Origin of the sequence: Nostoc sp. (assembly GCF_036917395.1) — a bacterium.
Classification (GTDB): domain Bacteria; phylum Cyanobacteriota; class Cyanobacteriia; order Cyanobacteriales; family Nostocaceae; genus Nostoc.
On sequence record NZ_JBALDI010000073.1, the window covers coordinates 85,038 to 101,757 of the forward strand.

Consider the following 16,720-nt stretch of genomic DNA (forward strand, 5'->3'; position numbering starts at 1 on the left):
AAAGGGGGGATCAATAAGTGCCTCAAAGTGCCTAAAATCACAACCAACTACTTTTAAAATCTCCTCTGAGGAATTACTTAGTACATTGACAAGAAAGCAGGGAAGCAGAGGGGCAAAGGAAAAAAATATTTTCGGTACAAGCCTTGCCCCTTGCAAACTTATCTCCTAGACTGAATTACCTTGATTAACTCATAAAAAGGTTGCCAATTATCTTCCTGAGCAATTGATTCCCAAATAGATTCAATCACAGGTCTTAATAATGCCGTTTGTGGATTATGAACAGCTAGAGTTTGGGCAATTACATCGATGCGATCGCACTCCAAATCATTCAAAATTTGATGATACAGTATGCACCAATCATCAAAAATTCCTGACGCACCCGGAACTGGTACAATCTCTGAACTGTTCATCACAAAACCCGGTTCATCTCGCCATTTAGATGAAAAAGTACGAGCCATCTCATAAAAGAATTGGTGATAACCAACTTGGCTCTCTTTTAAGAATTCAATCGTTAGATTCAAGAGTTCGTCAGCTTCTGGATGTAGCAAATCCTCAAAACCCAACTTTTTCAACATCAAAGAAGTGTATTCGGCTTCATAATATTCACCAAACCTGACTAATCCAGCTTCCATTTCACCTTTATCAATAATCGCCTTTAAAGGTTCTTGGAGCATTTGTAGATTCAGCTGGCAAATACTTGGTTGATTACCGTAACAGTAGCGTCCAGAATAGTCAAAATATGCAGCTATAAAGTAAGGATTATAACTAGGGATAAACGCGTAAGGGCCATAATCAAAACTTTCTCCGGTAATTGACATATTGTCAGTATTCAGGACTCCATGACAAAAGCCAGCAGCCATCCACTGCGCTGCTAATTCTGCAACTCGTTTCACTAATTCGGCGTAAAACAAGGCATATTTATCTTGTTCAGCACTTAAGTGTGGATAATACTGCTCAATTACGTGGTCTAACAGCTTCTTAGTTAAATCTGGACGCTGGAAATAGTGCAGTCGCTCAAAAGTGCCAAACCGAATATGAGAACTGCTCATTCTGACCATCACAGCTGAACGGGTAGGCGAAGGTTCATCGCCCCGCCAGAGTGGTAAACCTGTTTCAATCATGCTCAGACAGCGCGAGGTACGTACACCCAAGTAGTGCAGAGCCTCCGCAGCCAGAACTTCCCGCACTCCACCTTTGAGCGTGAGCATACCGTCGCCACCACGGGAGTAGGGCGTTCTTCCAGAACCTTTCGTGCCAAAATCGTACAATTGCCCATCATTGGCGCGTACTTGCCCGTAGAGAAAGCCTCTACCATCACCCAACTGTCCGTTATATTCACCAAATTGATAGCCGTGGTAACGAAGTGCCAACAAGGGTTTGCGCCCCTGAAATTTGCCAAAGGCTGTGATAAAATCTTCGTCTTTGACTACTTGGGGGTCTAGACCGAAACGGGGTACTAGTTCATCGTTACGCCAACGCAGGAGGTGTTGGGGAAATTCCGCTGCTGCAACCTCATCGTAGTAGTCACCGCCTAGAGATTCTAAGGCTGGTTCGTAGTTGAGGGTGAGAAAAGGATTGCTAGAATTCTTGTAGTTTGGAGTTTCAGCCAGAGTCATTACGAGCAAAGCTTAATTCATTCTTCCCTTAATACTACCTCTGGCTTCAAACATCAGCATAGACACAAAAAGCGACCCATATCTAAAATATGGCAGCGCCACCATCAAAATCTGGAGCGCATAATGGATAAAGTTTTACAATTAAAGAAAAAGTTGACTCAATTAGCTATTCTAGACGCTACATTTGAGGTTTTTGGCTCAGAATCACACCAATATCAATTTAAACCTTGCTTGATTAATAAAGATATTCAAGTGTTTGAATCCAGATACAATATTACGCTACCAAGTGAATATCGAAATTTTCTCTTAGAAGTTGGTAATGGTGGTGCAGGACCAGGATACGGTTTATCTGGACTGTCGGGAATTGAATATGAAGATGTCATCCCAGAAAAACTATACCACGAGAACTACGAAATTATCTCTAAACCATTTCCTTTTACAGAAGCATGGAATGATTTGGATATGATTGTCAAGAATAATACAGGATTTATTACCAACAATGATGCTTATTTCGATGATAAGTTCATCCAGGGCACTCTTCCCATTACAAATTATGGTTGTGGAATTTATGGGATGTTAATTGTTACCGGGGAGCAGTCAGGAAAAATCTGGATAGATGACCGGACTAATGATAATGGAATATATGCTGCTTCTTTGAGTTTTTGTCATGCTTTCCATAACGTTGACCCTGATGATTTTCATCCAAATAGCGATGAAGATAAGCCTTTGAGTTTTTCTGATTGGTATGAAGACTGGCTCAACCGAAGTTTGGATCAAATCCGCCAGTCTTCCGAAACTTAACCTTAATTAAATAAAACTGATTTTTTACTTTTTAATTGGTTGTGGTGTTGATGGAGTAACTCCTAATGAGTTTGATGTTGGTTGTGATGGCTGTGAAGATAGAATTTGTTTTACTTGCAGGTTATAAGTTTGCAAAATTGATTGAACCTGTTTTTGTTGAGCTTGATTCAAATCTAAAGATTTTAACACTATTCTGATTCTCTGACGGGATTGTAATGCTGCTTTAAATTTAGTAGTTTGGGACGGGTTTAATAAAGCCTCAATATCCTTATCTCTTTGCTGGCGAGCCACTTGGATTTGCTGGCGCTGTTGGTTTGTGAGTTTGATTGGCTGGTGTGATGCAGGACTAGTCTGAGTTTTTAAAGCTGGTGTAGTGACGGAACTTGGAGCTGGTGCTGCCAACACGACTGCATGTAAGATTGTAGCAAAGGTGAAGATAGTAGAAAAGACAGATAAGCGCTTTATAGAATTAATGGACACTTTGAAAAACTCCTCAATCATTTAATAAAATTGGACACATCGGCTAAAACGAACCTTGGTAATTAAGCCGGAGAGTGAACAAACATTACTATTGCATTTGCTTGTGGAGTTGTTGTGTATTTATTATGGATTTACGATGAATTGATAAATATTGTCAACTGATGTCTCGAATTTGTTAATTAGCTGTATATAAATAAACATAATACCCAGATCCCTAATTTATCTGAGAAGTTGGGAATCTATCTTTTAGTGTTTTATCTTTCAGGAAGTTGAGCTAATTAAAACAGACTAAATAACCCCAATTCTCAAGATGTCGGTTAGTAAAATTAAAATGCTAAAGAGAAGACTGCGTTAACTCACTAGAAACTTTAATTTATTTACACCTAGTTACTTAATTTTATTAGAAAAATAGCTGGTTAAAATTTAGGTATTTGCCAGTTAGGATTTGTCAGACTTGTGAGAATATGATCTTCCCATTGCCCATTAATTAACAAATAGTCTTTAGCATATCCTTCAATGACAAAGCCTAGTCTTTTAAGTACATTGCCACTGCGCCGATTGTGAGGCATATAATTAGCCATAACTCGGTGAAAATTTAACTCTTGAAATAGATATTGAGTTGCGGCTTTTAGTCCTTCTGTCATGTATCCTTTACCTTGTTTACTTTCAGCAAGGCTATATCCCACATAGCAAAAATGAGCGGCTCCTCGGACAAAATTACTAAAATTGATAGTTCCAATAATTACAGTAGGATTTTTTTTGGTAAAAATAAATAGCTTTAATGATTGACCATTAATAAATTCCAGAAAGCTATTCTCTATCTGATATTGCCAATATTCTTCAGAAAAAAAACCATCAGCCCAAAGAGGGTAGAATGGAGTCAGATAAGTTTTATTATGAATAAAGTATTTGAGAATTAAGGGTATATCTTCATGGATCGCCGCTCGTAAGAACAGGCGATCGCTTGTAATTAATGGCAGTTCTGATATCATAAACTACTTAATCGACGGGATCTCTTTCCAGAACATTCTCGCTAATTTTGTAAATTCTCTCATACATGCGGTTTAGCAACAGTGAGATTAGCTGTATTATTATGTACCAATTTGGATTATCAGTGGTGTAGGCATAGGTATTTTGCCAAAAATGCCATCCTTTTGCTTTACTTGCAGGTGAGTATTTTTGCTGCTAATCTGTCATTCAACCAAAATCTTGATAAGCTGATGTCTAATATCTAGAGCGGAAGGATTGAGAGCCAATGGGTAATAAAGCGCAGTGCATGGCATAACTTCAAGAAAATCGCTTTGCCCAAACGCGGTACCGCAGGAGATTCTACCAAAAGACAGCTCAAGATTTAACCCAGTCTACAAGAAGGATAATGATGTGGTGGGAATACGCTACGATTGGCAGGAATTAGAGATTCGGGCGATATACAACACGCCATTGCTAGAGCTTATTTATCAAGCTGCTAGCGTGCATCGCCAATATCATGACCCGACAAAAATACAAGTTTGTAAGCTCATATCGATTAAAACTGGAGGTTGTCCAGAAGATTGTAGCTACTGTGCCCAATCTTCCCGCTACAAAACAGACGTAAAGGCGCAAGCACTCCTAGAAAAGGAAACGGTAGTTAGCATTGCTCAAAAAGCTAAAGAAACTGGTGTTAGCCGCATCTGCATGGGTGCTGCTTGGCGCGAAGTGCGGGATAACTCACAATTTGAGGAAGTCCTGGAAATGGTCAAGGATGTAACCGCAATGGGTTTAGAAGTGTGCTGCACGCTAGGTATGTTGACAGCAAATCAGGCTAGGAAATTGTCAGAAGCCGGACTTTACGCCTACAACCATAATTTAGATACCTCGGAGGAATATTACAGCACAATTATTACCACGAGAACTTATAGCGATCGCTTGAACACAATTGAGAATGTGCGTCAGACAAATGTTACTGTATGTTCCGGCGGTATTCTTGGTTTGGGTGAAACTGTCGATGACCGGGTTGGGATGTTACAAACTTTGGCAAACTTACATCCGCATCCAGAGTCAGTGCCAATTAATATTCTTTCACAAGTACCGGGCACACCCTTAGAAAATCAACCTGATGTCCCCATTTGGGATATTGTGCGGATGATTGCCACAGCCAGGATTTTAATGCCGGCTTCCGATGTGCGTCTTAGTGCCGGTAGAGCTAGACTTTCTCAAGTTGAACAAGCTTTCTGCTTTATGGCGGGAGCCAATTCTATCTTTTCCAGCGACGATAACAAGATGTTGACGGTGACAACTCCTTGTCCAGATTACGATACTGACCGAGAAATGCTGAATTTACTTGGTTTGGGAATGCGTCCGCCTTCCCAAAGACAGGAGAAGGTTGCAAGTCCGGCTGTTGTGGGATAAATATTTTTTTGTGGGATGGGCATCTCGCCCGTCCTTATTAAACTGAGGGCAGGCAAGATGCCCGCCCTACAAGAGTCTTAGTTAAATTATTTTGGCAGTCCGCAGACCGAAGAACAGAGCGACAGCCAAACCAAAGAATAAAGCTAAAAAGCCGATGTAAGCTGCAATTGCAAACATTTATTTTTCTCCACAATACTTCCTAAATCTATTGAATCATTAGTTGTTGGGCATTGGGCATTAGGCATGGACATGGGTTATTCACTTTTTCTCCCTTATCTCCCTCATCCACCTTATCTCCCCACTCCCAGATTGCGATAGAATACAGCCCACTGGCGCTTGTTTGGGGTTAGGCAATGACTTCTGTAATTAATGTAAATTTACCAGAGCAGTCTTATGAGATTGCGATACCTGCGGTAAGCTCCGCTAACGCACCTTTGAGTTTAGATCAACTAGGTCAACAGATGGCTAGTCTCAAGCTAGGCAAGAAGGTATTGCTAGTTTCTAATCCGACGATTTTAAAACATTTTGGGGAAAGAGCGATCGCATCCCTCACATCTGCTGGATTTGATGTTGCTAGCTGCACCCTACCACCTGGTGAACGCTACAAAACCCTCAATTCCATCCAAAAACTTTATGATATCGCCTTGGAAAACCGCCTAGAACGTTCTTCTACGATGGTGGCTTTAGGAGGAGGTGTAATTGGCGATATGACTGGCTTTGCTGCCGCAACTTGGCTGCGCGGCATTAATGTTGTCCAAGTGCCTACCACTCTCTTGGCAATGGTAGATTCGGCAATTGGTGGCAAAACTGGCGTGAATCATCCCCACGGTAAAAACTTGATTGGGGCATTCCATCAACCACGTCTAGTATTAATTGACCCAAATATATTAAAAACTCTACCTATGCGCGAGTTTCGGGCCGGGATGGCAGAAGTTATTAAGTACGGTGTGATTTGGGACGCCGAATTGTTTGCCCAGTTGGAAGCAAGTAAACGCCTCGACCAACTCCGCTATGTAAAACCTGAATTAATAAATCACATATTAACGCACTCTTGTCAAGCTAAAGCTGATGTTGTTAGCAAAGATGAGAAAGAAGGCGGATTGCGGGCGATTCTCAACTATGGACATACCATCGGTCATGCAGTGGAAAGTTTGACTGGTTATCGGCTAGTGAATCACGGTGAAGCGGTCGCTATTGGCATGGTAGCAGCCGGTCAAATTGCTGTGGAATTGGGACTGTGGCAAAAGGAAGACACGGAACGTCAAAATGCTTTAATTCAAAAAACGGGTTTACCGACTCAGTTACCAGCTGGGGTGGATATTGAAGAAATTATTCAGGCGTTGCAGTTAGATAAAAAAGTCAAAGCAGGGAAAGTGCGGTTTGTTTTACCAACGGAGATTGGTGTAGTGACAGTTACCGATGAGGTGCCATCGGATATCATTCGGCAAGTGTTGCGGGCAATGTAAAAGTAAAAAGTGAATCCCCCAGATAACTTGAGGCGGCATAACGTCCGCGTTAACTGGGGTGCGTGCTTTTGGCGTGTCCGCCCTCAAACGCATATAAGACTTACGCAAAAAACCTCTCAAACTCTTATTCCTCCGTGTCGCGCCAGTTGCTTCTCCCTACAGCCTTTTGGGCATCCTACGGCAGGCGCTAGCCTCTCCCTTTGGGAGAAGGGGAGACGCTGCGCGTAGCTTCCCCGGAGGGGTACAAGTCTCTTAACCACAAGGGCGCACTGGCTTCTCTGCGTCCTCTGTGGTATCCTGCGGCAAGCCGCTTTGCGTCTACGATTTTCCGTTACCTGTGCGTAAGTCCTGGCATAGTTAGGCAGATTAATTAATTAGGATCATTGATCACGACGGTATGCGATTTTTCTTATCAATGGCGCTACCGCCTCCATCAGCTCGACGTTTGCGTCGCTTATTGGGATTGGGCAAAAGTCGAAGTGACAGATCGTCATACAGGCATTAAAATAAAAATCTTTACAATATCTTTACATTACTCCTCTGAAAAATTTATTTGCGGTGTTGATAATGCTTTATTTCCCGACATCTCCCTTAACAAGCGACAGTATCAACAATACTGCCGCCCTTATTTTCATTAGATTAATGAAATCCAACTATTTAACGGTGATAAGCTGACCTGTAAAGAAGAATGACCCTCCATTTTTTCCATTACCCTGTAGTGGATTAGTTTTTAGATCAAACAGACGAAGCTCAATTGTCCCTTGCACCGTTTGAGTTGTCGGATTAAAACTAGCTTTAAAATCATTTCTTGCAATACCACTACCGCCCTTGTTTGAGAGGCTAAAGTTGAGTGCCCTAGCTGTAATTTCCCTATTTCCATTACACACCCAAGTACCTTGAGAAGTAGTAAAAGGATCAAACTGACCTGAAACACCACCTTGGTTTGAGTCACTACTAATCAAGTTGCCTTCTTCAGTAAGAGTGATCAGCGCACGTGAGGCAAACTTTCCATAAGCATCTTTAATTGTCGTCAGGTATGTGCCAGTGACAAAATTTCTGCAAACAGCCTGTTTAGAATTAGTATCAATTACAGAATCAGCCTTTGCTTTATGAATGTTGCAGATATCTAAAATGCTCACTGTAGAAAGTACACCAATTGTCAATCCAACCAAAGTTTTACGAATTCTCATGATAAACAGTAGTAAAGAATTTATGGAACGCCACTTAGAAACATATACTTAAACAAAAAATAATCTTGATAAATTTTGGTTAATTTTTGATTAAAAGAGACGTAACCACTTCCCAACACTCTAACGGGGATAATGTGCCAGGGTAAGCGCATCTTAAATGAGATTGACAAAATGTATATTTAATCTACTAAGGAGAAAACAGGGATTTATAGTTCGGTTGATTTCTACAGGCTAATAGCAATGTCTACGACGGGCTACGCCTACGCCTAATTTATTATCAATAAGCATATTTTAATGCGATTGATTAAGATTTTATTGAGATTGGGGCTTTGTTATTGACAAGATGCGCTTGCCCTGATCTCTATTTTTGAAACTCTGGTTCTTTCTGCGGTTGCTGTTGGTTATTTGTTGGTTGCAGTTTTTGAAATAAAGCTGGTGGTGTTGCCTTGCGAAATGCACCACAGTAGTACATAGTCATAACTGCTTTAAAAGCCCAATGGTCTGCTGGCACATCACTAAAGGGATTTGGTAAAGTTTCTGCTTGATTTTGGACACAAGCATTCAAAACTTGATTCGATTTTGCTGAAGTGTCGATAGTAGGTTCTTGAGATTTAACAGGAGTAATAAAGCTAGTAGTAGCTAGCACTACGACTGTTGCCAGAAGTTTACAGTTCATAATTTGAGTTTTCTAGGGATGAAAGTATACCCTATCTTAGTTCCCAGGCTGCTGCCCAGGAACTAGAATAACCTTGTGAAATTAAGCGTTAGAAAACATTGTAAGCATTACTAATAGAACAACTAATGCACTGATCCAAAGGGCTAACGATCCCCAACTAACTGAATCTTTTTGTACTTTTTGCCAGAAATTGGCGACTAAATTATTCCGAATTGCCATTTTATAACCTCCAATTTGTATGAAATTTGTACTGACTCAATGCAGGCTTAATGCATTGAGTAAAAAAAGTTCATCTTTGGGGTATCAGCCTTGATTTGCTGATTCCCAGAGATTAACCAACAGAGATTTAAATTAATCCATGCAGCGATGTCTCCGACGGGCTACGCCTACGCCAATGCATATGTTTCAACGCATTACTGATCTAAAAAACAAATAAAAATTTACAAAAAGATATTTGTTGATCCCTAACTTGATTTTCCCATACGTAAGTGTTTACACTCGAAAATTTGGTAATTTTGAGAGAATTCTTAATGTTGTGTTAACCACGGATAAAAGTTAGTGTTTTTCAAATTACAAACTACGTAAATAGTGAGTCTATTTCACTTTCACTTGCGATTTCTCTAAACTTGAAAATAGACACAATTAACAGTGAGATTGGTAGGTAAATAATGGTGCAACAAATAAGACATAATGAACCGCAATATATCTGTATTATTCCAGTTGAGACAATTACAGCTAACCAAGACGAAGAAATCATTGCCTTTGGTGTATCTGCCGACGAGGCAAAAAAACAAGGTGAGGAATTATTAGCATCTACCTATGGTTGTAATCAATCGCAAGTTTTGGAATTGATGCAGCAAGCACGAATTGAACCAATAGCTCAGTGGTGTGCCCCTCAAGAGCGCTAAAACTAGTTATGATGGTCTTGGCAACAGCAAGTATTAGCAACCAAAATGGTATGCAAATATTCGGCCAACATACATAAAGAAGAATCAATTAATGTAGACTTGCAAAAGCTCACAGACCTAATCGAGCGAGTCGGCGCAGAACGTATTCCCTATATCAGCGTCGCCGGAACTGTGAATATGGCTGGCGGACAGCCGATTTCAATGGCTAACCTGCGGGCGGTATTTCAGTTAGCCCAGACCTACGGTATCCGCATTATTCTTAATGCCACCCGCGCTGTGGAAAACGCTTACTTTATTCAGCACAGAGAAGAGGATTATTCCAACCAGGCGATCGCAACTATCTTAGATGAATTTTGCTCCTATACCGACGGTTGCACCATGAGTGGCAAAAAGGATGCACTAGTTAACATCGGTGGTTGGCTGGCTCTGAATGACTATAACCTTTACGAAGAAGCACGTAATCTGATAGTAATCTATGAAGGTCTACATACTTATGGTGGTATGGCTGGGCGAGATATGGAAGCTATGGCACGGGGTATAGAAGAGTCAGTTCAAGATGATCATATTCGTGCCCGTGTCGGGCAAGTTGAGTATCTCGGACAAAAGCTTTTAGATTGGGATATTCCAATTGTTGTGCCCATTGGTGGTCATGCCATTTATTTAGATGCCAAACGCTTTTTACCACAAATTCCCCAAGACCAATTTCCGGCACAACGTCTAGCAGCAAAACTGTATCTAGAGGCAGGCATCCGGGCAATGGAACGGGGTATTGTTTCTGTAGGGCGTAGTAAAGAAACAGGCGATTATTATCCAGAGTTAGAACTAGTACGTTTGACTATTCCATGCCGCGTTTATACCCAAGCTCACATGGATCTGACTGCTGAAGCAGTTGAAGAAGTTTATTATAATCGCGATCGCCTACGCGGACTCAAAATGATTTACGAGCCGAAGTATCTCCGCTTCTTTCAAGCAAGATTTGAATTGCTGTAAAGGGGCATGGGGCATGGGGAATAGGGAACGAGTCTTTAATACTCGTGAATGAGTCTTTGAACTCTGTGAATCAGTCTTTGATACTCGCCAACGAGTCTTTGAACCAGGGCAAACGCATCTAAATATTGACGAGCCTGAATCAGGGCGAAATACACCAAGACTCAAATCAAATAAGGCTTTCAGGAAATTAAATCTCACTACTTATAAAAATGATAATCATTACAATATGAAGAGTTAGATGTAAGCCTCATACCATCATTGCTGGAGTCCAAACTAGAGAAGAAAAGGGAAACTACAGCACGCAACATGTAAGGTTTAACTCTCATTCTTCTGCTTAACTGTTTGTTATATACCGATAAATTTTTCCCCCGAATTACTTAAAATAACTGGTATTTTTATTTACAAAATAATATACATATATTTAGCTATAAAAGCATTGATTTGTTAAATGGAAAAGTAGGAAAAGTGGGAAAAGTAGGACGTTTTATAGAAACTCTTGATAATGCTGTTGATAAGCTGTAATTTAATGCTTAATACATGTTTGGCAAGAGTAACTTGTGATTTTTTCGATTATTAGAAATAATTTCACTTACCCAAGATTAACAGCGAATGTAAAATTATAGCGGTTCCCACTCAGGGACGGCACAAGATTATATCGCTAGGTGTAGGGGCACGGCAGTGCCGTGCCCCTACAGGTGTAACTCACGTAACCTAGAACCATTTTAACGCGACTTCAATCAAGACACTGAGCTTAAACTGATAGGTTTTAATGGACAATGACTTCAAGTAAGCAACCTTTTGAGTTGCCGAGTTTTTATGTACCTTGGCCGGCACGGCTGAACCCAAACCTGGAAGCGGCACGGGTACATTCTAAAGCTTGGGCTTATGAAATGGGAATTTTGGGTGGGGCAGAGGGATCGGAAGATTATGGAATTTGGGATGAGCGCAAGTTTGATGCTCATGACTATGCACTATTGTGTTCCTATACCCATCCAGATGTAGATGAACCTATGCTCAATCTGGTAACTGATTGGTATGTTTGGGTATTTTTCTTCGACGATCACTTCCTTGAGCTTTACAAGCGTAGCCAAGATATGGCCGGGGCTAAGAAGTACCTCAATGGACTACCAGCGTTTATGCCTGTGCAGCCCCAAAAAACGCCGTCAGAACCCACTAATGCTGTAGAACGGGGTTTAATAGACCTCTGGACTCGTACTATCCCTAATGCCTCCCAAGACTGGGTAATCCGATTTTCTGAGAGTACCATCAATCTTCTCAAAGAATCTCTCTGGGAACTCGCCAATATTAGCCAAAATCGAGTTGCTAACCCTATTGAGTACATTGAGATGCGCCGTAAGGTGGGGGGAGCGCCCTGGTCAGCTAACTTAGTGGAACACGCGGTTGGGGCAGAAATTCCGGCTGCGATCGCCCGCACTCGACCAATGCGTGTCCTCAAAGACACCTTTTCTGACGGAGTACATCTACGAAATGACATTTTGTCTTACCAAAGAGAAGTTGAAGAAGAAGGAGAAAATGCAAACTGTATCCTGGTTTTAGAACGATTCCTCGATGTGAGTACCCAGGAAGCGGCCAATCTAGCTAACGACTTATTAACATCTCGGGTACAACAGTTTGAGAATACCTTTGTTACTGAGCTTCCTTCCTTGTTCGAGGAATATAGTCTGACTCCTGATGAGCGTCTGAAAGTCGTCCTATATGCCAAAGGACTTCAGGACTGGCAGTCGGGAGGTCATGAGTGGCACATGAGATCGAGCCGCTACATGAATCAGACATCAGACAAATCTTCGACAGCAAGCTGGCTTTTAGGTGGCCCTACTGGACTAGGTACATCGGCGGCTCGTTTAGGAGCCTTATACGATAGTTTGGGACTAAAACGGTTCAAAAGCTTCACCCATATTCCCTATCAGCCTGTAGGGCCAGTAACCCTACCGCAGTTTTATATGCCCTTCTCCACCAGTTTGAATCCCCATGTAGAAGAGGCTCGGCGGCATTCTAAGGAATGGGCGCGTCAAATGGGGATGCTGGACGTACTGCCAGGGATACCCAGCATTTACATCTGGGATGACCACAAATTTGATGTGGCCGACGTAGCTTTATGTGGTGCTTATATTCATCCCAATGGGTCTAATGCTGAGTTGAATATCACAGCCTGTTGGCTGGTTTGGGGAACCTATGCCGATGACTACTTCCCTGCACTATACGGCTATAGCCGCAACATGGCAGGGGCAAAAGTTTTCAACGCTCGGCTATCAGCGTTTATGCCCCTTGATGGGAGTCCTATTTCCGTACCAACAAACCCAGTCGAACGAGGTTTAGCTGATATTTGGGCGCGGACGGCTGACCCTATGACCGCTAATTCTCGTCGCCAGTTTCGTCAGGCGATCGAGGATATGACGGAAAGTTGGTTATGGGAACTGGCTAACCAGACCCAGAATCGCATTCCAGATCCGATAGACTATGTGGAAATGCGTCGTAAGACCTTTGGCTCCGATCTAACTATGAGCCTGTCTCGACTTTCCCAAGGGGATGAGATTCCACCAGAGGTCTTCGCCAGCCGAACCATGCAGGGAATTGACAATTCAGCCGCTGACTTCGCCTGTTTGACGAACGATATTTTTTCTTATCAGAAAGAAATCGAATTCGAGGGCGAGATTAATAACGGTGTGCTGGCGGTTCAGAATTTCCTTAACTGCGATATCCCCCATGCTGTCGCCATTGTTAACGACCTGATGACCTCGCGTGCCCTTGAGTTTGAACATATCGTTGCGACTGAACTCCCTATCTTGTGTGATGATTTCGACCTGGATACCAGTGCCCGTAAGAAACTGTACGGTTACATCAAGAAACTAGAGCAGTGGATGTGTGGGGTACTCAAATGGCATAGGGCGGTAGACCGCTATAAGGAATTTGAATTGCGGAATAACTCGTCAGAAAAGCGGTTACTCCAAGGCCCCACAGGATTAGGTACTGCGGCGACCAAAATTAGACCAAGTGTCGGTCAGCAAACAACTCAAACCAATGTTCAACCAGTGGTGCAGAACTTACTGAGTAGTCCAACAGGGTTAGGGACTTCAGCTATGCAAATCAGATCGCTGTTAGGAACGAAAGGTTAGCTCAATCTGAGTTCTAATTACGCTCAATCAAATCACTTGTCAACAAATATTACTAATGGAGATTAATCATGACTAATACAGCAAATACTCCCCTAGAAAATCAAATTGAGCAACTGCCAATGAGTTTGCAGATCGAAGCGGCGCGGAAATTGGCAGGCAATACCAAAACTCAACCCCAAATGCAGGGAATTACCTCACGGTGGCTCTTAAAACTGCTGCCTTGGGTAGAAACCGTGGGGGGTAGCTATCAGGTCAACCGTCGCTTAACCTATGCGGTTGGGGATGGACGGGTCAGCTTTACTAATACAGGGTCTCAAATACAGGTCATTCCTCAAGAACTCACTGAGTTACCTTTGTTCCGGGGATTTAAAGATGTCGAGGTATTAAACGCCTTGGCTAGTCAATTTGTACAACAAGAATTTGCTGCGGGTGATGTGATCATACGAGCAGGTCAAGCAGCTGCTCAAGTATTGCTGATTGCCCATGGTAAAGTCAATAAAATTGGCCCAGGCAAGTATGACGATCAAGTTGTTTTGACTGTATTAGCTGATGGTGACCATATTGGCGACTACGCTTTAGTGGAATCTCAGGATACTTGGGATGTCACCCTTGTTGCTCTTACCCGTTGCACCATCTTGTTTCTACCTCAAGCAGCCTTTCAAAACCTGGTTAACCAGTCTGAGGCTTTACAAGCGCAAGTGGATCAATTCAGGGTAAAGTTGAGCCAACCCAAAAACCGAGAAGGGGAAGCTGATATTAGAATTTCTGCAGACCACTTCCCAGAGGCAGTATTACCTGGGACGTTTGCAGATTATGAACTGAATCCACGGGAATATGAGTTAAGCGTGGCTCAGACTATTTTGCAAGTTAATACACGGGTTGCTGACCTCTACAACGAACCCATGAACCAGACTGAGGAACAATTACGGCTCACTATCGAAGGCTTACGGGAACGCCAAGAATACGAAATGGTGAACAATCGTGACTTCGGACTGCTACACAATGCTGACCTCAAACAACGCATTTTTACCCGCAGTGGTCCCCCAACTCCCGATGATCTTGATGAATTGATCTCCATTGTTTGGAAAGAACCGAGCTTTTTCCTCGCTCATCCCCGCACCATTGCAGCGTTTGGTCGGCAATGTAACCACCTTGGACTTTATCCCGATCCTATTCCGATGGGTAACAGTGCAATTCCGTCTTGGCGTGGTATTCCCATCTATCCTTGTAATAAGATTCCCGTTACGAAAGAGCGTACTAGCTCCATTATGTTAATGCGCGTGGGAGCAACCAACCAGGGTGTTGTTGGTCTGCACAAAACGAATATTCCCGATCAATACCAGCCTAGTTTGTCTGTCCGTTTCATGGGGATTAACGAAAAGGCGGTTATTTCCTACCTGGTCAGTGTTTACTACTCTACAGCCGTTCTCGTTCCTGATGCACTAGGCATCCTTGAAGATGTAGAAATCGGTCTATAAGTAGTCGGACATCCTCTTTAAAGTAGGGGCGAACGGTCGTTCGTTCCTACCCTCCAATGCTCTCTGTTAGGAGAGTAAATTTAGTCCCATGAAACGTTAACGTTATGACAGATATTTTGATTAGGCCAGATTTAGACCAAGAAAACTGGCAACCCCAGATCAGCTTAAGCACGAAAGGGGCGCGAAATTTAGCCAAAACCACGAAAACTCCGCCCCAGATGCAGGGCATTACCCCTAGATGGTTGTTACAGATGTTGCCTTGGGTGCGAATCACGGGTGGGGCCTATCGGGTTAACCGTCGCTTGACCTATGATGTTGGTAATGGACGAGTCAGCTTTACTAATACAGGGACTCAGGTGCGGGTCATTCCCCAAGCACTTTGTGAACTCCCTTTACTGCGCGGGTTTGAGGATATTGAGGTACTCAACGCCTTGGCAAACCGCTTTGTGCAACAAGAATTTGCTCCGGGTGAGGTAATTGTACAAGAAGGTCAACCAGCCGACCAGGTATTATTAATTGCTCGTGGTAAAGTCAATAAGCTTAAGGCAGGAAAGTATGAGGCGGAAGCTTTACGGGATGTTTTAGCTGACGGCGATTGTTTTGGCGGCGAAGCAATAGTTGTATCTCAAGATACATGGGAAGTGAGCCTTAGAGCGATTACTCATTGCACAGTGTTGGTCCTGCCAATACAGGCGTTTCGGGAGTTACTGAACCAGTCTGAGGCATTGCAGACTCAGGTTGATCGCTTTAGAGCGATATTGAGTAAACCCCAGGATAGGTATAATCAAGCTGAGATCGCCATGATCGCAGGTCATAGTCAGGAAACTGAGTTACCCAAAACCTTTGTTGATTACGATTTGACTCCACGGGAGTATGAGTTAAGCGTCGCTCAAACCATTTTACGGGTGAATACGCGAGTTGCTGACCTCTACAACGAACCCATGAACCAGACGGAGCAACAATTACGGCTGACTATTGAAGCGTTGCAGGAACGGCAAGAATACGAAATGCTTAATAATCCTAATTTCGGGTTATTGCACAATGCCGATCTCAAGCAACGCATCTTTACCCGCACTGGCCCACCCACTCCCAATGATCTTGATGAATTGCTCTCTCGGCGGCGCAAATCCCATTTTTTCCTCGCTCATCCTCGCGCGATCGCTGCTTTTGGCCGCGAGTGTAACCGTCGTGGCATCTATTCCCCAAGCAGGGAGGTCAATGGAAAGATTGTACCTGCATGGCGCAACTATCCGATTTTTCCTTGTAACAAAATTCCGATCACCAAGGAGGGTACTAGCTCTATTTTGGTACTCCGTGTCGGAGAAGAAAACCAAGGGGTAATAGGTTTACATAAAACAGGTATCCCAGACGAATACCAGCCCAGCTTGTCCGTCAAATTCATGGGTATCAACGAAAAAGCTGTCATTTCTTATCTTGTCAGCGTTTACTACTGTGCAGCCATTCTCATCCCCGACGCACTCGGCATCCTGGAAGATGTTGAAATTGGGCACTGAGGGAAGGGGAAACCTGACTTTTTGAGTGGCTAAATGAAATGTCGTCGTGACAAATTGCTGTCCTTGGTTAATCCCGAAA

The 16,720-nt window shown here is 42.8% G+C and carries 14 protein-coding genes; 8 read left to right on the plus strand and 6 right to left on the minus strand.

The features are described from left to right. Nucleotides 1-158: 158 nt before the first annotated feature. The gene (locus V7K46_RS24855; RefSeq protein ID WP_335117891.1) at nucleotides 159-1,616 is read right to left on the minus strand and encodes a protein adenylyltransferase SelO; all 1,458 of its coding nucleotides are present in this window, start codon (nucleotides 1,614-1,616) and stop codon (nucleotides 159-161) included. A 123-nt stretch (nucleotides 1,617-1,739) separates the two neighbouring features. Between V7K46_RS24855 and V7K46_RS24860 the strand changes: the two genes are divergently transcribed. After that, nucleotides 1,740-2,417: an SMI1/KNR4 family protein gene (locus V7K46_RS24860; protein ID WP_335117893.1), complete on the plus strand. Its 678-nt coding sequence runs from the start codon at nucleotides 1,740-1,742 to the stop codon at nucleotides 2,415-2,417. A 24-nt stretch (nucleotides 2,418-2,441) separates the two neighbouring features. On the opposite strand, the gene V7K46_RS24865 is transcribed toward V7K46_RS24860, so the two are convergent. Further along, entirely contained in the window at nucleotides 2,442-2,897 is a 456-nt protein-coding gene (locus V7K46_RS24865; protein WP_335117895.1) for a hypothetical protein, read from the minus strand. Nucleotides 2,898-3,313: 416 nt separating this feature from the next. Further along, nucleotides 3,314-3,889, minus strand: a complete 576-nt coding sequence (locus V7K46_RS24870) for a GNAT family N-acetyltransferase (RefSeq protein WP_335117897.1) — start codon at nucleotides 3,887-3,889, stop codon at nucleotides 3,314-3,316. Between the two features lie 388 nt (nucleotides 3,890-4,277). Here V7K46_RS24870 and bioB point away from each other — a divergent pair, with 388 nt between their 5' ends. Next, nucleotides 4,278-5,285, plus strand: a complete 1,008-nt coding sequence (gene bioB, locus V7K46_RS24875; protein WP_335117899.1) for a biotin synthase BioB — start codon at nucleotides 4,278-4,280, stop codon at nucleotides 5,283-5,285. An 81-nt stretch (nucleotides 5,286-5,366) separates the two neighbouring features. Here bioB and petL read toward each other — a convergent pair whose 3' ends face one another. Next, nucleotides 5,367-5,462 (minus strand): cytochrome b6-f complex subunit PetL, encoded by a 96-nt coding sequence (gene petL / locus V7K46_RS24880; RefSeq protein ID WP_298908792.1) that lies wholly within the window; start codon nucleotides 5,460-5,462, stop codon nucleotides 5,367-5,369. 176 nt (nucleotides 5,463-5,638) lie between these two features. Between petL and aroB the strand changes: the two genes are divergently transcribed. Then, entirely contained in the window at nucleotides 5,639-6,751 is a 1,113-nt protein-coding gene (gene aroB / locus V7K46_RS24885) for a 3-dehydroquinate synthase (protein WP_335117901.1), read from the plus strand. Nucleotides 6,752-7,404: 653 nt separating this feature from the next. On the opposite strand, the gene V7K46_RS24890 is transcribed toward aroB, so the two are convergent. Together V7K46_RS24890 and V7K46_RS24895 are read right to left on the minus strand one after the other, a co-directional pair. Further along, entirely contained in the window at nucleotides 7,405-7,914 is a 510-nt protein-coding gene (locus V7K46_RS24890; protein WP_335117903.1) for a hypothetical protein, read from the minus strand. Nucleotides 7,915-8,302: 388 nt separating this feature from the next. Further along, nucleotides 8,303-8,617, minus strand: coding sequence for an S-layer protein (locus V7K46_RS24895; RefSeq protein WP_335117905.1), 315 nt, complete (start codon nucleotides 8,615-8,617; stop codon nucleotides 8,303-8,305). A 668-nt stretch (nucleotides 8,618-9,285) separates the two neighbouring features. Between V7K46_RS24895 and V7K46_RS24900 the strand changes: the two genes are divergently transcribed. The 5 genes from V7K46_RS24900 (at nucleotide 9,286) to V7K46_RS24920 (ending at nucleotide 16,641) form a co-directional block, all read left to right on the plus strand. Then, complete coding sequence (locus V7K46_RS24900; protein ID WP_335117907.1) at nucleotides 9,286-9,525, plus strand: hypothetical protein; 240 nt, start codon at nucleotides 9,286-9,288, stop codon at nucleotides 9,523-9,525. A 45-nt stretch (nucleotides 9,526-9,570) separates the two neighbouring features. Beyond that, nucleotides 9,571-10,515 carry a tryptophanase gene (locus tag V7K46_RS24905; RefSeq protein WP_335117909.1) on the plus strand — a complete coding sequence of 315 codons (945 nt, stop codon included), beginning with the start codon at nucleotides 9,571-9,573 and terminating at the stop codon, nucleotides 10,513-10,515. A 776-nt stretch (nucleotides 10,516-11,291) separates the two neighbouring features. After that, entirely contained in the window at nucleotides 11,292-13,649 is a 2,358-nt protein-coding gene (locus tag V7K46_RS24910) for a family 2 encapsulin nanocompartment cargo protein terpene cyclase (protein ID WP_335117911.1), read from the plus strand. 68 nt (nucleotides 13,650-13,717) lie between these two features. Next, nucleotides 13,718-15,127 (plus strand): family 2B encapsulin nanocompartment shell protein, encoded by a 1,410-nt coding sequence (locus tag V7K46_RS24915; RefSeq protein ID WP_335117913.1) that lies wholly within the window; start codon nucleotides 13,718-13,720, stop codon nucleotides 15,125-15,127. 104 nt (nucleotides 15,128-15,231) lie between these two features. After that, on the plus strand, nucleotides 15,232-16,641 hold the full coding sequence (locus V7K46_RS24920; protein ID WP_335117915.1) for a family 2B encapsulin nanocompartment shell protein: 1,410 nt from the start codon (nucleotides 15,232-15,234) through the stop codon (nucleotides 16,639-16,641). Nucleotides 16,642-16,720: the final 79 nt, after the last annotated feature.